Consider the following 21,855-nt stretch of genomic DNA (forward strand, 5'->3'; position numbering starts at 1 on the left):
CGTTTCATTGCCGTGCACCTGCCTCTGCCGGTGGCACGGTCAGGTTGTTCTTGAACCAGTACAGTTCCAGTATGCCGAGCAGCTGGACCAGGCCGTTGAAGGCCACCGGCTTTTGCAAGTAGGAGTTCGCCCCCAGCGCGTACGCCTTCTGGATATCTTCGTCCTCGCTCGACGAGGTCAGCACCACTACGGGCGTCGTATCCAGCCCGGGCTGGCTGCGTATCCAGCGCAATACCTCCAGGCCCGAACGCTTGGGCAGCTTCAGGTCGAGCAGGACCAGCTCCGGGAGCGGATGGCGCGCGCGGTCGCCGAACGGCCCGCTGCCGTCGAGGTAGGCCACGGCTTCGTCGCCATCTTCCACGACCTGCAGCGCCACGGCCAGGGCGGCCTTCTTGATGGCGCGCCGCGCCAGCAGCACGTCGTCCGGATTGTCCTCCACCAGCAGGATGACCGGCAGGCCGGCCCCGTCATCCCCATGGATCATGCTTTCCATCCGTCGCTCCTTGTCGTCAATCGGCTGCCTGCATGGTCAGCTCGAAGGTGCTGCCGCCACACTCCCGGTCGAGGATCCGTACCGTCCCATCCATGCGTTCGAGGCCCTTCTTCACGATCGCCAGGCCGATGCCGGTACCTGGATAGCGCTCGTGGCCGTGGAGGCGTTCGAACACCCCGAACACGTGTTCGCGGTGTTCCGGCGCGATCCCGATGCCATTATCGCCTATCAGGAGCCGCGCTACCGGGCCGTCGCGCGATCCGGAGATCGTGATGTGCGGCCCCACGCCCTTGTCGACGAACTTGATGGCGTTCGACACCAGATTGGCGATGACCTGGACCAGGATGGTTGCGTTGCCCTGCACCGCCGGCAGCGGCCAGGCGATGTCGAGCTGGGCGCTGCTCTCCGCGATTTGGGCTTCCAGGTCGCGCAGGACGGTCTTCACGACGGTGCCCAGGTCCACGCGCTCCAGGCGCAGCTCGGCGCGCGACAGACGGCTGTAGGCCAGCAGGTCGGTGATGAGGCGATCCATGCGCACCACGGCGGCCACGATGCGGCCGACGAACAGCTTGCCGTCCTCGGACATGCGCTCGGCCTCGTCTTCCAGCAGGGCAGTGGCGAAGCCCTCGACGTTGCGCAGCGGCGCGCGCAGGTCGTGCGCGATCGTGTGCGCGAAGGCGCGCAGCTCAGCATTGGCTTCCGCGATCTGCGCGGTACGCTCCTCGACGCGCTGCTCGAGCAGCTGGTTGGCTTCGATCAGCTTGCGCTGGGCGGTCTTGATCTGCGTGACTTCCAGCAGGGCCACCACGATGCCCTGCAGATGGTTGCCGTCGACCACGGGATAGAAGCTGGCCAGCCAGTCGCGCTGCTGCGCGGCCCCGGACGCCGGCATGCTGAACTCGACATCGGCGACCTGGCGGCATGTTTGCACGACCTGCTCGAGCACGCCGCCGACCTGCCCGTTCAAGGGTGCCGGCAACACGTCCATCGGGCGCATTCCGACCATGGCATGCTTGGGCGTGCCGCTGACTTCGGCCAACGCATCATTGAGCTCGGCCAGGCGCAGGTCGGCGTCCACCAGGCCCAGTCCAACCGGCACGGCACGGTAGATGGTCTCGATCTGGGCCAGCCTGCGGTTCAGCGCCAGCTCGGATTCCTTGCGCGCATGGATATCTTCCGTCAATCCGTACCAGGCCACGATGGCGCCCGTGTCGTCACGGCGCGGATTGGCGCGCGCCCGCACCCAGCGTACCTGGCCGTCGGCAGTATGGACACGATGCTCCACATCGTAGGGAGCGCCGCTTGCCACCGAGTCGGCCCAGACCCGGGCTACCCCCGGCCGGTCTTCGGCATGGATGACTTCCACCCAGCCGCTGCCGGTGAATGCATCGCGCGCCTGTCCCGTCAGCGCCAGCCAGCGGTCCGACAGATACTCCATCCTGCCGTCGGCCGCCGCCTTCCAGGGCATCTGCGGATTGAGTTCGATCGTGTAGCGGTAATTGGCTTCGGACTCGGCCAGGGCACGTGCGCGCGCGTTGCGCTCGGTAACGTCGCGCAGTACCATGACCGTGCCCATGGCCTCGGCGCCTTGCGGATGGATCGGCGCGGCGCTCAGTTCGATGGCGTATTCGTGCCCGTCGCCTGAAGCCAGCACGGCTTGGTCAGCGCCGTCGCCCATCGCTTCTTCCGGCGCCATCGGCCTGCCGCTGCTGCGCTCGCGCAGGCGCAGCACCTGGTCGAGCGGCATGCCGACGCCGCGGGGCTCGGGGGTCCCCGTCAACTCTTCCGCTACCGGGTTCATCAGGCCGACGGTGCCGTCCGGGTCGGTAGCGATCACGCCGTCGCCGATACTGCGCAGCGTTGCATCGAGCCGCGCCCGCTCGGCCAGCAGGCGGGCGGCGTCGCGCGACGAAATGACCCACAACAGGATCACCAGGAATACCGCCACCCCCGCCGTTGTAGCGAAGGCGGTGATCAGCTCGCGGCGTCCTGCCTCGACGCGCAGCTGCCGCTCCTGCAGCAGACGCTGCTCTTCCGAGCGGATCAGCTGCGCCTGCGCCAGGATCCGCTGCTTGAGCATCCGTCCCGATTCCAGCGTCGCCATGCTGGGTGCCTGACCGGCGCGCTTTTCGTGTACGACACGGTCCAGCAAATCCAGACGCATCCGGAGGGCTTCCTCGAAGGGTTGCAGGGCCCTCTGCTGACCCGGGTTGTCCCTGGTCAGCGTGCGCAGCTGTGCCACCTGGGGCAGCACGGCGTCGCGCGCCTGCCGGTAGCCGGCCTCGAAGGTGTCGCTCCCGGTCAGCAGGAAGCCGCGCTGCGCCGCCTCCGCCTCGCTGGTCAGCGCGATGGTGGCCTGTACGTGCTCCAGGACTTCGCGGGTGTGAACCACCCATTGCCAGGCGTCGGACTGGTTGCGGATGCCGCGTGCCAGCACGGCCAGGGCGGCGCCGAGCACCAGCAGGCTGACGATGGTGGCGATGGTGACCGGTGCGCGCAGCGTAATTTTCTTCATGGAATGCTTGGCATGCCTACCCAGCAACAGGACGGGCGGTGCCGGATCGTGGTTGGGCTAGGATACACGAGCAGCCCCCGCCAGCTTATTCCTTTTAATACGAGAAACAATGCTCTGCGCGCCTGCGTCCTGGAATGGAGACCCGCCATGTCTGACCGTATTCGCCGGTTCGTCGAAACGATGCAGATTCAGCCGAACGACCGGGTACTGGAGATCGGGTGCGGGCACGGTGTCGCTGCCACACTCGTGTGCGCCGACCTGGATGGGGGACGCTATCTGGCCATCGACCGCTCGCAAAAGATGATCGCCGCCGCGGCCACGCGGAATGCGGCGTTCGTGCAGGCAGGCGTCGCCAGGTTCATGCTGGGATCGCTCGAATCACTCGATCTCGGAGGCGAGCAATTTGACAAGGTATTTGCGATGCGTGTACGGCTCTTTATCGAAGACCCGGAACGAGCGCACGCGCTGGCCCGGCGCTGGCTCGCACCGGGCGGCAGGCTCTTTGTCGAATACGACGAGCCAAAAAAGATGTCCTAGCCGACCTGGATCCAGGTCGTCTTCAGTTCCGTGTACTTGTCGAAGGCATGCAGCGACTTGTCGCGCCCGTTGCCCGACTGTTTATAACCGCCAAAGGGCACGGTAATGTCGTCGTTGTCGTACTGGTTGACGTGCACCGTGCCGACACGCAGGGCGCGTGCCGTACGGATCGCCTTGCTCATGTCCGCCGTCCACACGGCTGCGGCCAGCCCGTAGGGCGTGGCGTTCGCCTGACGCACCGCTTCATCGAGGTCGGTAAAGGACAGGACCGACAGCACTGGCCCGAAGATCTCCTCGCGCGCGATGCGCATCCCGGGATCGACGCCATCGAACAGCGTCGGCTCGACGTAGAGGCCGCCGCTGTCCTGCCGTGCCGCATTCCCTCCCGCGAGCAGGCGCGCACCCTCGCGCTTGCCGTCCTCGATGTAGCCGAGCACCGTCTTCATCTGGACCGGGTCGACGATGGCGCCCATCGCCGTCTCTTCATCCAGCGGGTCGCCCGGCGCGTAGCGCGGCACCAGCACCATCGCTTTTTCTAGAAATGCATCCTTGATCGAAGCCTCGACGAACAGGCGCGAAGGCGCATTGCAGCTCTCGCCCTGGTTGAAGTAAATGGAGCCGATCGCGCTTTCCACCGCAGCGTCCAGGTCGGGGCAGTCGGCGCAGACGATGTTGGCGGATTTGCCGCCCAGCTCCGTCCAGGCGCGCTTCAGGTTCGATTGTCCCGCCATTTGTACGATCTGCTTGCCGGTGCGGGTCGAGCCGGTGAAGGCGATGCAGTCCACGTCCATGTGCAGGCCGAGCGCGCTGCCGGCTTCGTTGCCGTAGCCGGGCAGCACATTGAACACGCCGGGCGGCACGCCCGCCTCCAGCGCCAGCTCGGCCAGGCGTAGGCTGCTCAGGGGCGCCTTCTCGGATGGTTTCAGGATCAGGCTGTTACCGCTTGCTAACGCCGGGCCGATCTTCCAGGCCGCCATCAACATCGGATAATTCCAGGGGATGATCGCCGCGACCACGCCGACCGGCTCGCGCGTGACCAGGGCCAGGCTGTCCGCGCCGGTCGGCGCCACCTGGTCGTAGATCTTGTCGATCGCCTCGCCGTACCAACGGATGCAGTTCTGGGCCAGTTGCACGTCCACGCTCAGGCTGTAGCGGATCGGCTTGCCCATGTCGAGGGTTTCCAGCAGAGCCAGTTCGTCCCTGTGCTGCAGCATCAGGTCGGCGAAGCGAATCAGCACGCGCTTGCGATCTGCAGGCGCTATGCCCGACCAGCGGCCGTCTTCGAAGGCACGGCGGGCTGCCGCGACGGCGGCGTCGACATCCTGCGCGTCGCAACGGGCGACTTCGGCCAGCTTGCGGCCGTCGACCGGAGAGAGGCAGTCGAAGCGTTGCCCGGAGCGCGCGTCCACCCGCCAGCCGTCGATGAATGCCCGTCCATTCGCGCGCAGCGCCGCAGTGCGCTCATGCCAAGAAGATGCCCTCATGTCGTTCACCCTTTGTTATCGACGAATTCATTGTACTGCGCACAATCTTTGCGGAAAACACTATCAATTTGATAGTAATAATTAATTTTTCAAATTACATTGATGAGCCATAGTATACAACTTCAATAAACAGCAATTTGATAGATAAAATCTATGAACAAACTTTCTCTCTCTTATGGCCGCATGGCACTGTGCGCCTTGACCGTCGCTACCGGGCTGGTGGCGATGGCCAACGGCGCCTCCGCCACTCCCCAGCTCACCAAGGACAACGGCGCTCCGGTAGGCGATAACCAGCACAGCCAAACCGCCGGCCCGAACGGTCCGGTCCTGCTGCAGGATGTGCACCTGGTACAGAAACTCCAGCGCTTCGACCGCGAGCGCATTCCCGAGCGTGTCGTGCATGCGCGCGGTGCTGGCGCTCATGGCAGTTTTACCGCCACCGAAGACCTGGGCGAGCTGACCCAGGCCAAGCTGTTCACCAAGGGCAAGGTCACCCCGGTGTTCGTACGCTTCTCGACCGTGATCGGTGGCAGCGGCTCTACCGAGACCGCCCGCGACCCGCGTGGTTTCGCCACCAAGTTCTATACCGAGGAAGGCAACTGGGACCTGGTCGGTAACAACCTGCCCGTATTCTTCATCCGTGATGCAATGAAATTCCCTGACATGGTGCACTCACTCAAGCCGGACCCGGTCACCAACACCGGTGACCCGCAGCGCGCCTTCGACTTCTTCTCGCACATTCCCGAATCGACGCACATGCTGACCCGCGTCTATTCCAACTATGGCATCCCGGCCAATTACCGCGAGATGAACGGCAGCAGCGTGCACGCGCTGAAGTTCGTCAATGCCCAGGGCCGCTATACCTATGTCAAGTTCGCCTGGAAGTCGCGCCAGGGCGAGCGCAACCTGCGCCCGGCGGAAGTGGCCGCACAGCAGGCGAAAAGCACCAACCACGCCACGGCCGATCTGTATGAGGCGATCAGGAAGGGCCAGTTCCCGGCATGGGACCTGACTGTGCAACTGATCAAGCCGGAAGACTTGGGCAAGTTCGATTTCGACCCGCTCGACCCGACCAAGGTCTGGACCGGCGTGCCCGAGCGTAAGGTCGGCACCATGGTGCTGGACCGTGTGCCGGACAACTTCTTTGAGGCGAGCGAACAGGTTGCGCTGGCGCCGGGTAACCTGGTGCCGGGGATCGAGGCTTCGGAAGACCGCCTGCTGCAGGGCCGCCTGTTCTCGTACATCGACACCCAGCACCACCGCCTGGGCGCGAACTTCCAGTCGCTGCCAATCAACAAGCCACTGGTCCCGGTCGTGAACCACCAGCAGGATGGCGCCGGCAACATCAGCGGCCGCAAGGGTTCGGTGAACTACGAGCCGAGCCGCCTGGCGCCGCTCCCGGCCAGCCCACATGCCCGCAGCAGCGCCCTGCCGCTGTCCGGCGCCACCCAGCAGCAAGGCATCGCCAAGACCCTGAACTTCCGTCAGGCGGGCGAGTTCTACCGCTCGCTGGGCAAGCAGGATCAGGATGACCTGATCGCCAACCTGTCGGGCGACCTCAAGCGCGTCACCGACAAGGACATCCTGCACACCATGCTGTCGCACTTCTGGAAGGCCGACGCCGGCTATGGCCAGCGCCTGGCGAAGGCGGTCGGCGCGGATGCCGAGGCCATTGCCAAACTGGCCGCCACGCTGAAGGAATAAGCGCCGCCGCCACGGTCCGCCGCAGCTGCCGAAGCCCGCCCTGGCTCCTGCCATGGCGGGCTTTTTTCTGCCTGTTCTCATTGGAGCAACATTCATCGACAAATCCGAGCAAACTTGATCCGGTGGCTGTCTTCTGCCTTTATAATCGCGGATTTTCCGCCCGATAACTTTTCTCCCGGAGCGCCCACCGCATGAACACCACTTTGATCGTTTTCGTCGCGCTTTATCTGCTCGGCACGCTGGGGCTCGGGATGTGGGCGGGCACGCGGATCAAGAATACCGCCGACTTCGCCGTGGCCGGCCGTAGCCTGCCCCTGATCATGGTGATCACTACCACCTTCGCCACCTGGTTCGGCGCCGAGACCGTGATGGGCGTGCCGGCCAAGTTCGTGCAGGGCGGCCTGAACGCCATCATCGAGGACCCGTTCGGCGCCGGCATGTGCCTGATCCTGGTCGGCCTGTTCTTTGCCAAAAAGCTTTATAAACTCAATCTTCTCACGATCGGCGACTACTACCGCCAGCGCTACGGCAAGGGCATCGAGATCTTCTGCTCGGTGGCGATCATCCTGAGCTATCTGGGCTGGGTGGCGGCGCAGATCACCGCGCTGGGCCTGGTGTTCACGGTGCTGACGGGCGGGGCGATGGCGCCGGCCACCGGTATGGTCATCGGTACCCTGGCAGTGCTGATCTACGTGGTGGTGGGCGGCTTCCTGGCGGTGGCGATCACCGACTTCGTCCAGATGATCGTGCTGGTGGTCGGCATGGCCATCATCGCGGTCTTCGCTGCCGACCTGGCCGGCGGTGCGGACAATGTGCTGGCGATGGCGCAGCAGGCCGACCTGTGGCGCGTGCTGCCGGAGCCGACCTTCACCGACATCGCCTTCTTCGTGGGCGCGGCCGTCACCATGATGTTCGGCTCCATTCCGCAGCAGGACGTGTTCCAGCGCGTGATGTCGGCCAAGGATGCGCCGACCGCGCGTACCGGCGCCGTGATCGGCGGCGCCAGCTACATCCTGTTCGCCTTCGTGCCGATGTTCATCGTGGCCGCCGCCGTGGTCGTGATGGGCAACTCGGCGATGGAGCTCGCCCAGAACGATTACCAGCGCCTGCTGCCGACCTTCATCATGACCAAGATGCCCTTGATCATGCAGATCCTGTTCTTCGGCGCGCTGCTGTCGGCAATCAAGAGCACCTCGTCGGCGACCCTGCTGGCGCCGTCGACCAGCTTCGTGGAGAACATCCTCAAGAACCTGCGTCCTGGTATGAGCGACAGGCAGAACCTGCTGGCGATGCGCGTCACCATCGTGATCTTCGCGGCCCTGGTGCTGGCCTATGCGATCGCGATGGAAGGCACCTCGATCTACGAGCTGGTATCGAGCGCTTACCAGGTGACCCTGGTGGGCGCCTTCGTGCCGCTGGTGATGGGCCTGTACTGGAAGCGCGCGACCACCCAGGGCGCGATCCTCTCGATCGGCGCGGGCATCGTGGTGTGGATCCTGTTCTTCGAAGGCGTGACCACCTGGGGCGAGCACTTCCCGGGGCAACTGGCAGGCCTGCTGGCCGCTTTCGTGGGCATGTTCGTCGGCTCGCTGGCGCCGCAGTTGTTCCGCAATGGCGGGGACGCGACGGAGCACATTGTGACGAGTGCCTGAGTTCACACCGATCTTCCGAACATGGGGGAACAATGCCGGTGGCCTTGTTCCCCTTTGTCTTCAGTACGCCGCCAGTTAGCCCATCCATCCGCGCGCCACGACGTCTTCCAGCGTCAGATCCAGGCAATACCCGATCCGCTCCACCATCTCGTCGATCTGCGCTTTGGTGATCGACAGCGGCGGCGCCACGATCATGCGGTCGCCGACTGCGCGCATGATCACGCCGTTGTCGAACATGTGCTTCCGGCACAGCATCCCGATGGCGTGCTCCGCCGGGAAGGGCTCGCAATCATGCACGGTGGCGCCCTTGCGCCGCACCAGGTTCAGCCCGGCCGTCATGCCGCAGGTCTCGCCATGCCCGACCAGCGGATGCATCGCCAGTGACGCGAAACGCGACTTCAGGTGCGGCCCCGTCTCCAGCGCCACCCGCTCCACCAGGCCTTCGGTCTCGATGATGCGCAGGTTCTCGAGCGCCGCCGCGCAGGCCGATGGGTGGCCGGAATAGGTGAAGCCGTGGTTGAAGTCGCCGCCCTTCTCGATGAGAAGATGCGCCACGCGCCCGCCCACCAGCACGCCGCCCAGCGGCACGTAGCCCGAGGTGACGCCCTTGGCAAACGCGATCAGGTCGGGCTGGAAGCCCATCAGCTCGCAGCCGAACCAGGTGCCCAGGCGCCCGAAGCCGCAGATCACTTCGTCCGACACCAAGAGGATGTCGTACTTGCTGCAAATGCGCTGGATCTCCGGCCAGTAGGTGGAGGGCGGAATGATGACGCCGCCCGCGCCCTGCACCGGCTCGCCGATGAAGGCCGCCACCCGCTCCGGCCCTACTTCGAGGATTTTCTCTTCCAGCCAGGCGGCAGCACGCAGGCCGAATTCGGCTTCGCTCATGCCGCAGCCGTGTTCCGCATAGTTGGGCTGGCCGATGTGCACGATGCCGGGTATCGGCAGTCCGCCCTGCGCGTGCATGCCGGCCATGCCGCCCAGCGAGGCCCCGGCGAGGGTAGAGCCGTGGTAGGCGTTGCGGCGGCTGATGAGGATGTCGCGGTCCGGCTTGCCGGCCAGCTGCCAGTAGCGCCGCACCATGCGCACGATGGTGTCGTTGGCTTCCGAGCCGCTGCCGGTGAAGAAGACGTGCTGGAACGGGTTTGATCCATTGCGTGGCGCGATGCGCGCCAGCAACGCGGCCAGCTTCACCGCCGGCACGTTGGTGGTGTTGAAGAAGCTGTTATAGAAGGGCAGCTGCAGCATCTGCGCGTGCACCGCGTCGGCGATGCTGGCGCGGCCGTAGCCGGCGTTCACGCACCACAGGCCGGCCATGCCGTCGATGATCTTCTTGCCTTCGGAATCCCACAGGTAGACCTCGTCGGCGCGCACGATGACGCGGGCGCCGCGCTCCCTCAGCGCCGCGTGGTCGGTGAAGGGGTGCAGGAAGTGCGCGCTGTCGAGGCGCTGCAGTTCCTGGGTGTCATAGGTGTCATTTGCTTCGGGCGTGGTGACGCGCACCGAAGCCACCAGCGTATTGGTTGTCATGATCGGCTCCCATTGTCGTGTGGCCCGATCAGACGTGCAGCAGCAGGTGCTCCCGCTCCCACGGGCTGATGACGCGCATGAATTCCTGGTGCTCGAGGTCCTTCACCGCCGAATACACGTCGATGAAGCGATCGCCCAGCGCTTCGCGCAATCGGTCTTCGCGGCGCAGCAGGGTGATGGCCTCGGACAGGCCCTGCGGCAACTCGACCGGCATGTCGTAGGCGCTGTCTTCCACCATGCGGCTCGGCTCGATCGCGTCGAGCATGCCGAGGTAGCCGCAGGCCAGGGTGACGGCCAGTGCAAGGTAGGGATTGGCGTCGGCGCCGATCACGCGGTTCTCGATGCGCCGGTCCTGTGCGCCGGACACCGGCACGCGGAAGCCCACGGTGCGGTTGTCCATGCCCCATTGCAGGTTGATCGGGGCGGCCGAGTGGCGCACGATGCGGCGGTAGGAATTCACGTAGGGCGCGATGATGGCCATCGCCGAGGGCATGTAGCGCTGCAGGCCGCCGATGTAGTGGCGGAAGCTTGGCGACGGCGTGCCGTCGGGATTGCTGAAAATGTTGCGGCCGGTCTCGGCATCGACGACGCTCTGGTGCACGTGCATCGCCGAGCCGGGCTCGTCAGCCATCGGCTTGGCCATGAAGGTGGCGTACATCTCGTGCTTGAGGGCGGCCTCGCGCAGGGTGCGCTTGAAGTAGAAGACCTTGTCGGCCAGGCCGAGCGGGTCGCCGTGCAGGAAGTTGATTTCCATCTGGCCGGCGCCGATCTCGTGGATGAGCGTGTCGACGTCGAGGTTCATCATCTCGCAGTAGTCGTAGATGTCCTCGAACAGCGGGTCGAATTCGTTGACGGCGTCGATGCTGTAGACCTGGCGGCTGGTCTCGGCACGGCCGCTGCGGCCCACCGGTGACGTGAGCGGCAGGTTCGGGTCGATGTTCTTGGCGGTGAGGTAGAACTCGAGCTCGGGCGCCACCACCGGCTTCCAGCCGCGCTCGGCGTAGAGCTTGAGCACACGGCGCAGCACGCTGCGGGGCGCGTAATCGACCAGCTTGCCGTCGGCGAAGTAGCAGTCGTGAATGACCTGGGCGGTCGGATCGACCGCCCACGGCACCATGGTGATGGTGGTCGGGTCGGCCTTCAGGATCATGTCGCGGTCGGTGGCGGAAATGGCGCGGTTGTAGGACTCGTCGCGCTCGGGGGTATTGCCGGTGACGGTCATGCCCAGCACCACCTCGGGGATGCGCATGCCGCGGTCGTCGGTGAACTTCACGCGGGGGAGGATTTTTCCACGGGCGACGCCGGTCAGGTCGGGGACCAGGCATTCGATTTCGGTGACCCGTTTCGCGTTGAGCCACTCCTCCATGTCGGTGTAAGAAAAATTGTCGCGGATTGCCATGATTGCCTCACTGTCTGCTTCAGTTGCGTGCCTCGAATGCGGATGTCGAATACGGTGCGCACGGCGGCCTGCAGCCGGTGCGCTGCATGCATCAGGCAGGGAAGCTATGGGACGGCGCTGGTGAGCCGGTAAAAGGCCGCCCCCAAGGCAAAATCGGTCATGCGTTGCTCCGTTGCTGGTACCGCTGTTTTTGTTCCTGGTATTCGCGGCAGGCCTTGCCGAAGGCGCCGAACATCTTCATCGAATACGGGTTGTGCTGGATGCGCCACTCGGGGTGCCACTGCACCGCCAGCGTGAAGCCGGGAGAAGTGGAGACCGAGAAGGCTTCGACCAGGCCGTCCTCCGCTACAGCTTCGACTGTGAGGCCGGGAGCCAGTTCGTTGACGCCCTGCCCGTGCAGCGAGTTCACGGGGATTTCCGGCACGCCGAGCATGCGCTCGAGGCAGCCGCCGGGCGTGAGCGTGACGTTGTGGGCGTCGCCGTACTGCTCGTCCATGCCGAGCTCGGGATTCTCGCGGTGGTCGAACTTGCCGGCCACGCTCTGGACCGCCTGGTGCAGGCTGCCCCCCAGCGCCACGTTCATCTCCTGGAAGCCGCGGCAGATCGCGATGATCGGGATGCCGCGCTTGACCGCTTCGCGGATCAGGGGCAGCGTGGTCTGGTCGCGCGCCGGGTCCTGGGGCAGCGAAGGGTCGAGCACTTCCTCGGAATAGTAGCTGGGGTGGACGTTCGAGGCCGAGCCGGTCAGCATGATGCCGTCGCACAGGGCCAGCATGGTTTCCAGGTCCAGCGAGGCGCCCAGCGAGGGCAGGATCATGGGGGCGCAATCGGCGCCGAGGACGACGGCGTCGACATACTTGTGCTGGGCTGCGTGATAAGGATGTTCGCCGAAATCACGCGTGCATGCGGGGACGATGACGATGGGGCGCATGGTCTCTACCTTGTCGTGAAGCGCACGAGACCATGATACGACTATTCCGGTCCGGGCGCGAAGGTCTATGACTCAGATCAACTGCGCCAGATCAATGTGGCGCGGCCGGAGCATGCTTCCTTCCTGCTGATCTGCCTGGGGAGTGAATCCCATAGCAAAAGCTTAACGGTAACTGGGGAAGCATGCCAACACGGTAAGGCAGGCGGGAGCGGCGAAATACTATTTCATATAGCGTGCTTCCATGAAATTTTATTTCGCCTAAGGAAATCTAGGCTGGATGCCTACTTCTTCAGCGCAGGCTTCAGTGCGGCCAGCGCCGCTTCCAGCACGGTATCGCGACCGCGCCGCAGGTCTGCCACCGTCGGCGCCGCCTTGATGCTCGGCTGGATGCCATGGCCGACCCAGGCGCGCCCGTCCGGATAGGTGTCGGCCTTGGTGCAGATGCGCGCCACGCCGCCGCCCGGCAGGTTGACGAACAGCGGCTGGCCGGTGCTGCCGCCGGTCGCCTCGCCCACGATCGGTCCGCGCTTCATTCCTTCATACGCCACCATGAAGTCTTCCGCCGCCGAGTAGGTGGCGCCGGATGTCAGTACCGCCACCGGGCCTTTGTAGAAGCGCTTGCCGTCGGGCTGCCAGGAGCCAGGCTTGCCTTCGAAATCCGGCATCGGACGCTTCCATGCCCGGTAGGTCGGCAGGTACTGGCGCGTCGTCCACTTGCCGGTGGCGAAGGGCTTGTCGGTGAGCGTGGCCAGCACCCGGTAGCCTTCGCTCGAATTGCCGCCGCCGTTGTTGCGCACGTCGATGATGAGCGCCGCGCTCGTGGCGATCTGGTCGAACGCCGCCAGGAAGGCATCGGCGGCCTTGCGGTCGCCGAAGCCGTTCAGTGCCACGTAGGTCACGTTCCCCGGCAGCTTGCGCAGCTCGAACGGCGCCTTGGCGGCTGCCGCCTTGCCGAAGGTCTCCCAGTCGACGCGCTTCGCCTCCAGCACGAAGGGCTTGCCGGCGGCATTGCGGAAGGTGACGCGCGGAGTCTTGCTATTGGAACCCATCAGGAACTGGTAGCCGTAGACGCGGCGCTCCAGGTCCTGCGGCGTGGACGCGCTCACGTAGGGTGCGATCTCGCGCTGCGCGTAGGCCTTGACCGGCTCGCCGTCGACCTCGACGATCTCGGTGCCGGGAGCGACGCCGCCGGCCTTCAGTGCCGGATCGAACACTTCGCGCACCAGTACCCTGCCTTCGACCAGGTGCGTGGTCAGGAGGGGCCGCGTCATTGCACTGCGCAGCTCGGCGCCCGGATAGACATTGGTATGCCCGTCCTGCAGCTTCGCGCACAGTTCCATCAGCACGAGGTAGTACTCGGCGGTGGAGCTGGTGGCGCGCACCTTCGGGATGTATTCGAGATACAGCCTGTCCCAGTCAAGCTCCTTGAGCTTCTCGACATACACGAAGTTGTACTTCACTTCGGACCAGAACTTCGACAGGCCCGCCAGCTTCTCGTCCTCGCTGATGTTCTTGCGGTAGGGCGTGGCCAGCGCCGTCGACTCGAACAGCCTTGCATCGCGCGCCTGCTTCTCCGCCATCGCCACGAGCAAGGGTTGCCAGCGCGTGTCGCTGCGCAGCGCGGCCAGGTCCGGGTCCTTGTCGGCGTGGGCCGCGTTGATCCAGCCGCCGGCCATCGCCTCGCGCAGCGCGCGGAACGCATTCTCGACGTCGCCCGCCAACGCATGCGAACAGGCGGCGTCGTACAGCAGGCCCGCGTTGCGCTCGCGCTCCCAGGCTTGCCGGTACAGCGTGGCCGAGCGCGCATACTCCTTGGCCTCGTAGGCCTGGCGTCCCTGTTCCTGCAGGTCGACCGGGCCCTGGGCCAGGCAGGGGCCGGAGAAGGCCGCGAACAAGGCGGCGGCGATGATGTGGCGTGTCATGAAGCTCCCCTCTGATTGGATGGGGGCGATTGTACGAAGCGGGGCGCGGAGATTGAAGCCGCGTGCGACAGGCGGCAAAAAACGCGGAGCAGACTGCGCTGCCTCTTGTCCTTCTGTTTTTTCACCGCATACGGTAGCAATCTGTTACAGCTCGGCGTGCACCGTCTTCAGGCGCATTGCGTTATGGAAGGAAAGCCGGGTGCGCGTCGCGCCCGCGCTGCATCTCATGGAGAAACTATGAAACCCCTGCTTGCCGTTTTCGCCTTGCTGGCATCGCTGAACCATGCCGCCGCCGGCGAGATCTCGCTGTTTACGGATGCGGACTTCCGCGGTCGTCCGCTGACGGTGCGTGGTCCGATCACGAACCTGGACGGGATCGGGTTCAACGACCGCGCGTCGTCGGCCATCGTCCATTCGGGCAGCTGGGAGATCTGCGAGCACAAGGATTTCGGCGGCCGCTGCATCGTGCTGGAGCCGGGCGAATACCGGATGTTCGACGGTTTCAACGACGTGGCTTCCTCGGTGCGTGAATTGGAGCGCGGACGCGGACGCGGTGGATACCGTGACAGGGAGCGGCGCCACGACGATGGCGCTTGGGGAGGGCGCGGGCCCAGGGGCGACGATCGGCGCGGGCCGCCGGTCGAGCTGTTCGCCGACCGCCATTTCGGCGGCGAGGGCATCATGCTGGGAAGCGATGTGCACTCCCTGCGCTCACGCAGTTTCAACGACCGCGCGGGCTCGATGATCGTACGCGAAGGCGAATGGCAAGTCTGCGAGCATGACGATTACCGCGGGCGCTGTATCGTCTACGGACCGGGCCGCTATCCATCCCTGCGAGGCCTGGACGGCATGGCGTCGTCGGTGCGAAGGGTGCGCTGATACCGGCTACTTCTTGTACTCGCGCTTGTACTCATGGTATTTGCGCGCGTCGCCGCGCACCTGCTCGGCCGGGTACTTGGCCCGGTTGAGCACCATCTTCTCCTGCACGGCTGCAAAGAGATCGACGTCGAGCTTGTCGGCCAGCCGCACCAGGTACACCAGCACGTCGGCCATCTCGTGGCGCACCTCGACCAGCTTGTCCGGGCCGAGTTCTTCAGCCCGCCCGTGCTGGAGCCACTGGAAGTGCTCCAGCAGCTCGGCCGCCTCGACCGTCAGGGCCGAGGCGAGATTCTTCGGCGTATGGAACTGGTCCCAGTCGCGCTCGTCCACAAACGTGCGGACGAGGTCGCGCAAGCGCGTTAGATCACTGTCCGCGGCGTTCGTCACGAACCTGGTCCCCGTCCATGTAGCCTTGCAGCACGCGCTCGAGCTTGGGCGCGATCTCTTCGAAGCTGCTGACCGTGATGCCGAGGTCGCGCAGCAGGCCGTCGTGCACGCCGTAGACCCAGCTGTGGATGGTCAGCGGCTGGCCGCGTTCCCAGGCGTCGCGCACGATGGTGGTCTGGGCCACGTTGATCACCTGCTCGGCCACGTTCAGCTCGACCAGGCGGTTGACCGCCGCGCGGCCGGCCACGTTGCCGAGGTACTTGCCGTGCTTGTCGCGCACGTCGCGCACGTGGCCGAGCCAGTTGTCGGCCAGGCCCACGCGCGCGCCGGTCAGGGCCGCGCCCACGCCCGAGCAGCCGTAATGGCCGCACAGGATGATGTGTTTCACCTTCAGCACGTCGATCGCGAACTGCAGCACGCTCAGGGCGTTCAGGTCCGAGTGGGCGACCACGTTGGCGATGTTCCGGTGCACGAACAGCTCGCCCGGCAGCATGCCCAGCAGCTCGTTGGCGGGCACGCGGCTGTCGGAGCAGCCGATCCACAGGTATTCCGGGGCCTGCTGGTCGGACAGCGCCTTGAAGAAGTTCGGGTCTTCGGCCACCATCGAGGCGGCCCATTTGCGGTTGCGTGCGAAGAGGTCTTCGGCGGTCACGCCCGTCGTCTTGTTATCCAATTTTTCTCCCTGTTGATGCGTGCTGAATAGGCAAAGTATACCAGCAGGCCGAAAAAAAACCGCCGAGGGCTTTCGCCGTCAGCGGTTTCTTGAAGCGGCTTCTTACTCGAAGAAGTCTTTCACCTTGTCCATCCAGCCCTTGCTCTGCGGGCTGTGCTTGGCGCCACCTTCGGTGGTCGAGCGCTCGAACTCGCGCAACAGGTCCTTCTGCTTCTCGGTCAGCTTGACCGGGGTCTCGACGACCACGTGGCAGAACAGGTCGCCGGTGTAGCCCGAACGCACGCCCTTGACGCCCTTGCCCTTGAGGCGGAAGGTCTTGCCGGTCTGGGTGCCTTCGGGCACCGTGAACGACACCTTGCCGGTCAGGGTCGGCACCTCGATCTCGCCGCCCAGGGCAGCCTTGGCGAAGGAGATCGGCATCTCGCAATGCAGGTCGTCGCCTTCGCGCTGGAACACCGGGTGCGGCTTGATGTGGATCTCCACGTACAGGTCGCCCGACGGCCCGCCGTTCGTGCCCGGCTCGCCGTTGCCGGTCGAGCGGATGCGCATGCCGTTGTCGATGCCGGCCGGAATCTTCACTTCCAGCGTCTTGTTGCGCTTGATGCGTCCGGCGCCGCCGCAGGCTGCGCACGGTTCTGGGATGATCTTGCCGCTGCCGTGGCACTTCGGGCAGGTCTGCTGGATGCTGAAGAAGCCCTGCTGCATGCGCACCTGGCCGTGGCCCGCGCAGGTGGTGCAGGTCACCGGTTGGGTGCCCGGCTTGGCGCCGCTGCCGTGGCAGGTGTCGCACTTGTCCCAGCTCGGCACGCGGATGGTTGTCTCGTAGCCGTGGGCCGCCTGCTCCAGGGTGATCTCGAGGTTGTAGCGCAGGTCGGCGCCGCGGTAGACCTGGGGTCCGCCGCCGCGGCCGCCGCGGCCGCCGCCGAAGATGTCGCCGAAGATGTCGCCGAAGGCATCGCCGAAACCTCCGGCGCCGAAGCCGCCGCCGCCGCCCATGTTTGGATCCACGCCGGCATGACCGTAGCGGTCATAGGCCTCGCGCTTCTCCGGATTGGTCAGCATCTCGTAGGCTTCCTTGACCTCCTTGAACTTCTCTTCCGCTTCCTTGTTGTCGGGGTTGCGGTCAGGGTGGTACTTCATCGCCAGCTTGCGATAAGCCTTCTTGATGTCGTCTTCCGACGCATTCTTCGCGACCCCGAGGATCTCGTAAAAATCACGCTTTGCCATTGGCGGCACCTTGCTTGTTGATCTGGTAATACAGGCACCTCGAAAAACCGTCGCGAGCGGCAGCAATGGTGGTCGAGAAGCGCAGCTGTACCGGGCGTACAGCGAGCATCGCAGACCGCCAGTGCAACGCGCAGCAGGTTTTTCGAGGTGCCCTGCGGTGTGTGAAAAAAACCGAGCCGGAGCACCAAACGGTCGCAGCGGCTCGGCGTGTCCCGGTCAGGGAACGGACGAGTGTAACCCAGCTCGTCCGTCCCTGGTAGGGATTACTTCGCGTCTTTCACTTCCTTGAAGTCCGCGTCCACGACGTCGTCCTGCTGCGGCTGCTGTTCGCCGCCGGCAGCCTGGGCACCGCCCGCGCCGGCGGCGCCGGCCTGCTGCGCCTGCATGTCGGCGTACATCTTCTCGCCCAGCTTCTGGGCCGCGCTCGACAGGGCCGCGGTCTTGGCGTCGATGTCCGACTTGTCGCCGCTCTTCAGCGCGCCTTCCAGGTCGGTGATCGCCGCTTCGATCTTCTCCTTCTCGCCGGCGTCCAGCTTGTCGCCGTACTCGGTCAGGGACTTGCGGGTCGAGTGCACCAGCGCGTCGCCCTGGTTGCGGGCTTCGGCCAGTTCCTTGACCTTCTTGTCCTCTTCGGCGTTCAGCTCGGCGTCCTTCACCATCTTCTGGATTTCTTCTTCCGACAGGCCCGAGTTGGCCTTGATGGTGATCTTGTTTTCCTTGCCGGTGGCCTTGTCCTTCGCGCCCACGTGCAGGATGCCGTTGGCGTCGATGTCGAAGGTCACTTCGATCTGCGGGGTGCCGCGCGGTGCCGGCGGGATGCCCTCGAGGTTGAACTCGCCCAGGCTCTTGTTGCCCGCTGCGATCTCACGCTCGCCCTGGTAGACCTTGATGGTCACGGCCGGCTGGTTGTCGTCGGCGGTCGAGAACACCTGCGAGAACTTGGTCGGGATCGTGGTGTTCTTGTGGATCATCTTGGTCATCACGCCGCCCAGGGTTTCGATACCCAGCGACAGCGGAGTCACGTCGAGCAGCAGCAGGTCCTTGCGGTCGCCCGACAGCACCGAGCCCTGGATGGCAGCGCCGACAGCGACGGCCTCGTCCGGGTTGACGTCCTTGCGCGGATCCTTGCCGAAGAACTCCTTCACCTTTTCCTGCACCTTCGGCATGCGGGTCATGCCGCCGACCAGGATGATGTCGTCGATGTCCGAGACCTTCACGCCGGCATCCTTGATCGCGACGCGGCACGGCTCGATGGTGCGGTCGATCAGTTCCTCGACCAGCGCTTCCAGCTTGGCGCGGGTGATCTTCAGGTTCAGGTGGACCGGCGCGCCGTTCGCCATGGCGATGTACGGCTCGTTGATCTCGGTCTGCTGCGAGGACGACAGCTCGATCTTCGCGCGCTCGGCCGAAGCCTTGATGCGCTGCAGGGCGATCGGGTCCTTCGACAGGTCGAGGCCGTTGATCTTCTTGAACTCGTCGATGATGTAGTCGATCACGCGCTGGTCGAAGTCTTCGCCGCCCAGGAAGGTGTCGCCGTTGGTCGACAGCACTTCGAACTGCTTCTCGCCGTCCACGTCGGCGATCTCGATGATCGAGACGTCGAAGGTGCCGCCGCCGAGGTCGTACACGGCGATCTTGCGGTCGCCCTTGTCGGTCTTGTCCAGGCCGAATGCCAGCGCGGCCGCGGTCGGCTCGTTGATGATGCGCTTGACGTCCAGGCCCGCGATGCGGCCGGCGTCCTTGGTTGCCTGGCGCTGCGAGTCGTTGAAGTAGGCCGGCACGGTGATGACGGCTTCGGTCACTTCTTCGCCGAGGTAGTCTTCGGCGGTCTTCTTCATCTTGCGCAGCACTTCAGCCGAGATCTGCGGCGGAGCCAGCTTCTTGTCGCGCACGCCGACCCATGCGTCGCCGTTGTCGGCTTGCAGGATCTGGTAAGGCATCAGCGAGATGTCTTTCTGGACTTCCTTTTCCTGGAACTTGCGGCCGATCAGGCGCTTCACCGCGAACAGGGTGTTCTTCGGGTTGGTGACGGCCTGGCGCTTGGCCGGCGCACCGACGAGGATCTCGCCGTCTTCCTGGTAAGCGATGATCGACGGCGTGGTACGCGCGCCTTCAGCGTTTTCGATGACCTTCGGCTGGCCATTTTCCATGATCGCGACGCAGGAGTTGGTGGTTCCCAGGTCAATACCGATGATCTTGCCCATAGTTGTTTTCCTTTTAAATGCTGTAGTTTCGGATGGATTCAATATTGGGAAATACTGCGTGCTTTCAAGGGCATACCCTTAACAAGGCGCAGCGTCCAGCTCCTGCTTACTTCGGCGCTGCCGCCGTCACGATGGCCGGACGCAGCAGGCGGTCGGCGATCATGTAGCCCTTTTGCAGCACGGTGACCACGGTATTGGCCTCCTGCTCGGACGGCACCACGGCGACGGCCTGGTGCTTGTTGGGGTCGAGCTTGTCGCCCGGCTGCGGCATCACTTCGACCAGGCGGTTCTTTTCGAACGCGGCGGTCAGCTGCTTGAGCGTCATTTCGACGCCTTCGCGGATGGCTTCCACAGTCTGGGTTTCTACCTTCAGCGCCATTTCCAGGCTGTCGCGCACCGGCACCATGGCCTCGGCGAAGCTTTCGATGGCGAATTTGTGGGCCTTGCTGACGTCTTCCTGGGCGCGGCGGCGGATATTTTCCGCATCGGCTTTCGCGCGCATGAAGGCGTCGTGCATTTCGGCCAGCTTGGCTTCAGTGGCGCTCAGCTGGGCTTCCAGGTCGGACTGGGCGGTGCCCACCGCCTCGGTCGGCGGTACGCCTGCCTGGCCGGCGCTGGCCTGTGCAGCCTCGTTCGTGGCGGCAGTAGCCTGATCGGCGCCGTTCGCGCCCGTCTGTGCTGCGCCGCTGCCCTGCTGGGACAGCTCTTGGTTTTCTTGGTCTTGCATCGAAAAAACTCCTAGAATCAAGGACTTGGCTGATTTGGTAACGTGTCCTGCCTGACACACAGGGCCCTACATGAGGCGATGTCCTACATTTTCAAGGGGAATTTTGGACAGCCTGATAAAAATGTAGAAATCATTTGTTACAAGATTTACGCTTTCCCTGAATCATTTCTCAAAGAAAAGTTTTAACCTTTCTGTCAAGGTTGCGGTATGGGACCGCAGACACCTGGGACAGGACATCATGAGACTTCAACTGATCAGTGGCGCCGTCGTGCTGTACACCCTCGCGGTGCTGGCATGGCTGTGCTACGTCGGTATCGGTGCAACACCCTGGCACGCGTAGGGTGGACGGGGAACGCGCCCACCCTACGCGGATCGGCTATTTTAGCAGGTTGGCAAGGGCTGTCCGCGACGCACGTCAGGCGCCCAGCTGGGCCGCGTGCTGCGCACCGACCTGGGCATCGCGGCGCTGGGCCGCGCGCTGGGCCGGGGTGAGGATGGTCGGCCAGCCGATCAGGTGCTGTTCGGCGATCTCGGCCAGGCCCGTGATCCAGGCCGGCGACTCGTTCAGGCAGGGGATGTAGTGGTATTCCTTGCCGCCCGCGGCCTCGAAGTCGTGCCGCACTTCCATATTGATCTCTTCCAGGGTTTCCAGGCAGTCGCTGGTAAAGCCGGGGCAGATCACGTCGATCCGCTCCACACCCTGGCGCGCCAGTTCCTGCACGGTCGGCGCGGTGTAGGGTTGCAGCCACTCCGCCTTGCCGAAGCGCGACTGGAAGGTGACGATGTATTCGTCGGCGCCCATGCCCAGTGCCGCCGCCAGCAGGCGCGCGGTCTTCTGGCATTCGCAGAAGTACGGGTCGCCCAGCATCAGGGTGCGCTTGGGCGTGCCGTGGAAGCTCATCACCAGCTTCTGGCCGCGGCCGTGGGCCTCCCAATACGATTCGACCTGCACGCGCAGCGCCTCGATATAGCCTTCGTGGTCGTGGTAGTGACGCACCAGGCGCAACTCGGGGATGTTGCGCACCCGGGCATAGTGGGCATAGACGGCGTCCCAGACCGAGGCGGTGGTGGTGCCGGAGTACTGGGGATAAGCCGGCAGGACCACGATGCGCTGGCAGTGCTCGGCCTGCAGGCGCTCCAGCACCTCGGGCAGCGAAGGCGAGCCGTAGCGCATCGCCATCGCCACCTTCACGCCTTCGTGGCCACGCTCGGCAAGGGTCTTTTCCAGCAGCGCCGCCTGCTTCCGGGTGTGCACCTTGAGCGGCGAGCCTTCCTTGGTCCAGATGGTGCGGTACTTGGCCGCCGACTGGCCCGAACGGAAAGGCAGGATGAACAGGTTCAGGATGAACCACCAGATCCTGGCCGGGATCTCGACCACGCGTGGATCGGAAAGGAACTGCTTCAGGTAGCGGCGGACGGCCTTGCGGGTGGGCTCGTCCGGTGTGCCGAGGTTGACCAGCACGATGGCGCTGGAGGGCACGGTACCGTGGGAGAAAGGCGGTTCTTTTCGGAAGGGCATGTGTGATGGTGGTTGAGGGAACGCCCGCTATTATAAGTGGCGCCCCCTTGCCTGACGTGTCTACGGCCGACA

17 protein-coding genes are annotated in these 21,855 nt (G+C 64.7%); 4 read left to right on the forward strand and 13 right to left on the reverse strand.

All coding sequences use genetic code 11. The features are described from left to right. Window positions 1–4 precede the first annotated feature (4 nt). The gene (locus tag MA09_RS17895; protein ID WP_229440773.1) at window positions 5–493 is read right to left on the reverse strand and encodes a response regulator; all 489 of its coding nucleotides are present in this window, start codon (window positions 491–493) and stop codon (window positions 5–7) included. Window positions 494–509: 16 nt separating this feature from the next. Further along, on the reverse strand, window positions 510–3,008 hold the full coding sequence (locus MA09_RS23815) for a PAS domain-containing protein (RefSeq protein WP_051933565.1): 2,499 nt from the start codon (window positions 3,006–3,008) through the stop codon (window positions 510–512). A 147-nt stretch (window positions 3,009–3,155) separates the two neighbouring features. Here MA09_RS23815 and MA09_RS17905 point away from each other — a divergent pair, with 147 nt between their 5' ends. Beyond that, window positions 3,156–3,545 (forward strand): class I SAM-dependent methyltransferase, encoded by a 390-nt coding sequence (locus MA09_RS17905; protein ID WP_036251449.1) that lies wholly within the window; start codon window positions 3,156–3,158, stop codon window positions 3,543–3,545. On the opposite strand, the gene MA09_RS17910 is transcribed toward MA09_RS17905, so the two are convergent. Next, on the reverse strand, window positions 3,542–5,029 hold the full coding sequence (locus tag MA09_RS17910) for an aldehyde dehydrogenase (protein WP_036251451.1): 1,488 nt from the start codon (window positions 5,027–5,029) through the stop codon (window positions 3,542–3,544). The genes MA09_RS17905 and MA09_RS17910 overlap by 4 nt on opposite strands. A 153-nt stretch (window positions 5,030–5,182) precedes the next feature. On the opposite strand from MA09_RS17910, the gene MA09_RS17915 reads away from it, so the two are divergent. Together MA09_RS17915 and MA09_RS17920 are read left to right on the forward strand one after the other, a co-directional pair. Beyond that, a complete protein-coding gene (locus tag MA09_RS17915) occupies window positions 5,183–6,733 on the forward strand; it encodes a catalase (RefSeq protein ID WP_036251454.1) in 1,551 nt (516 codons plus the stop codon). Window positions 6,734–6,924: 191 nt separating this feature from the next. Continuing rightward, window positions 6,925–8,385, forward strand: coding sequence for a sodium:solute symporter family protein (locus MA09_RS17920; protein WP_036251456.1), 1,461 nt, complete (start codon window positions 6,925–6,927; stop codon window positions 8,383–8,385). 75 nt (window positions 8,386–8,460) lie between these two features. Here the strand turns inward: MA09_RS17920 and MA09_RS17925 are convergent, their stop codons facing one another. The 4 genes from MA09_RS17925 to MA09_RS17940 all read right to left on the reverse strand — a co-directional run bounded on the left by MA09_RS17925 (window position 8,461) and on the right by MA09_RS17940 (window position 14,167). After that, window positions 8,461–9,915: an aspartate aminotransferase family protein gene (locus MA09_RS17925; RefSeq protein WP_036251458.1), complete on the reverse strand. Its 1,455-nt coding sequence runs from the start codon at window positions 9,913–9,915 to the stop codon at window positions 8,461–8,463. Window positions 9,916–9,943: 28 nt separating this feature from the next. After that, window positions 9,944–11,314, reverse strand: coding sequence for a glutamine synthetase family protein (locus MA09_RS17930; RefSeq protein WP_036251461.1), 1,371 nt, complete (start codon window positions 11,312–11,314; stop codon window positions 9,944–9,946). Between the two features lie 157 nt (window positions 11,315–11,471). Continuing rightward, window positions 11,472–12,245 carry a gamma-glutamyl-gamma-aminobutyrate hydrolase family protein gene (locus tag MA09_RS17935; RefSeq protein WP_036251463.1) on the reverse strand — a complete coding sequence of 258 codons (774 nt, stop codon included), beginning with the start codon at window positions 12,243–12,245 and terminating at the stop codon, window positions 11,472–11,474. Window positions 12,246–12,526: 281 nt separating this feature from the next. Further along, window positions 12,527–14,167, reverse strand: coding sequence for a S41 family peptidase (locus MA09_RS17940; protein WP_229440774.1), 1,641 nt, complete (start codon window positions 14,165–14,167; stop codon window positions 12,527–12,529). A 237-nt stretch (window positions 14,168–14,404) separates the two neighbouring features. On the opposite strand from MA09_RS17940, the gene MA09_RS17945 reads away from it, so the two are divergent. Next, window positions 14,405–15,046, forward strand: coding sequence for a beta/gamma crystallin-related protein (locus tag MA09_RS17945; RefSeq protein WP_036251466.1), 642 nt, complete (start codon window positions 14,405–14,407; stop codon window positions 15,044–15,046). A gap of 6 nt (window positions 15,047–15,052) precedes the next feature. On the opposite strand, the gene MA09_RS17950 is transcribed toward MA09_RS17945, so the two are convergent. The 6 genes from MA09_RS17950 to hemH form a co-directional block, all read right to left on the reverse strand. Next, entirely contained in the window at window positions 15,053–15,433 is a 381-nt protein-coding gene (locus tag MA09_RS17950) for a nucleotide pyrophosphohydrolase (RefSeq protein ID WP_036251471.1), read from the reverse strand. Then, complete coding sequence (gene can / locus MA09_RS17955; protein WP_051933566.1) at window positions 15,411–16,106, reverse strand: carbonate dehydratase; 696 nt, start codon at window positions 16,104–16,106, stop codon at window positions 15,411–15,413. Before can ends, MA09_RS17950 begins: the two co-directional genes overlap by 23 nt. A 102-nt stretch (window positions 16,107–16,208) precedes the next feature. Continuing rightward, on the reverse strand, window positions 16,209–17,333 hold the full coding sequence (gene dnaJ / locus MA09_RS17960; RefSeq protein WP_036251473.1) for a molecular chaperone DnaJ: 1,125 nt from the start codon (window positions 17,331–17,333) through the stop codon (window positions 16,209–16,211). 263 nt (window positions 17,334–17,596) lie between these two features. Beyond that, window positions 17,597–19,537, reverse strand: coding sequence for a molecular chaperone DnaK (gene dnaK / locus MA09_RS17965; RefSeq protein WP_036251476.1), 1,941 nt, complete (start codon window positions 19,535–19,537; stop codon window positions 17,597–17,599). Window positions 19,538–19,643: 106 nt separating this feature from the next. Next, on the reverse strand, window positions 19,644–20,264 hold the full coding sequence (gene grpE, locus MA09_RS17970) for a nucleotide exchange factor GrpE (protein WP_036251479.1): 621 nt from the start codon (window positions 20,262–20,264) through the stop codon (window positions 19,644–19,646). Between the two features lie 415 nt (window positions 20,265–20,679). After that, the gene (gene hemH / locus MA09_RS17975) at window positions 20,680–21,783 is read right to left on the reverse strand and encodes a ferrochelatase (protein ID WP_036251481.1); all 1,104 of its coding nucleotides are present in this window, start codon (window positions 21,781–21,783) and stop codon (window positions 20,680–20,682) included. Between the last annotated feature and the right edge of the window lie 72 nt (window positions 21,784–21,855).

The sequence above is a fragment of the Massilia sp. BSC265 genome, assembly GCF_000740675.1.
Taxonomy (GTDB): Bacteria; Pseudomonadota; Gammaproteobacteria; order Burkholderiales; family Burkholderiaceae_D; genus Telluria.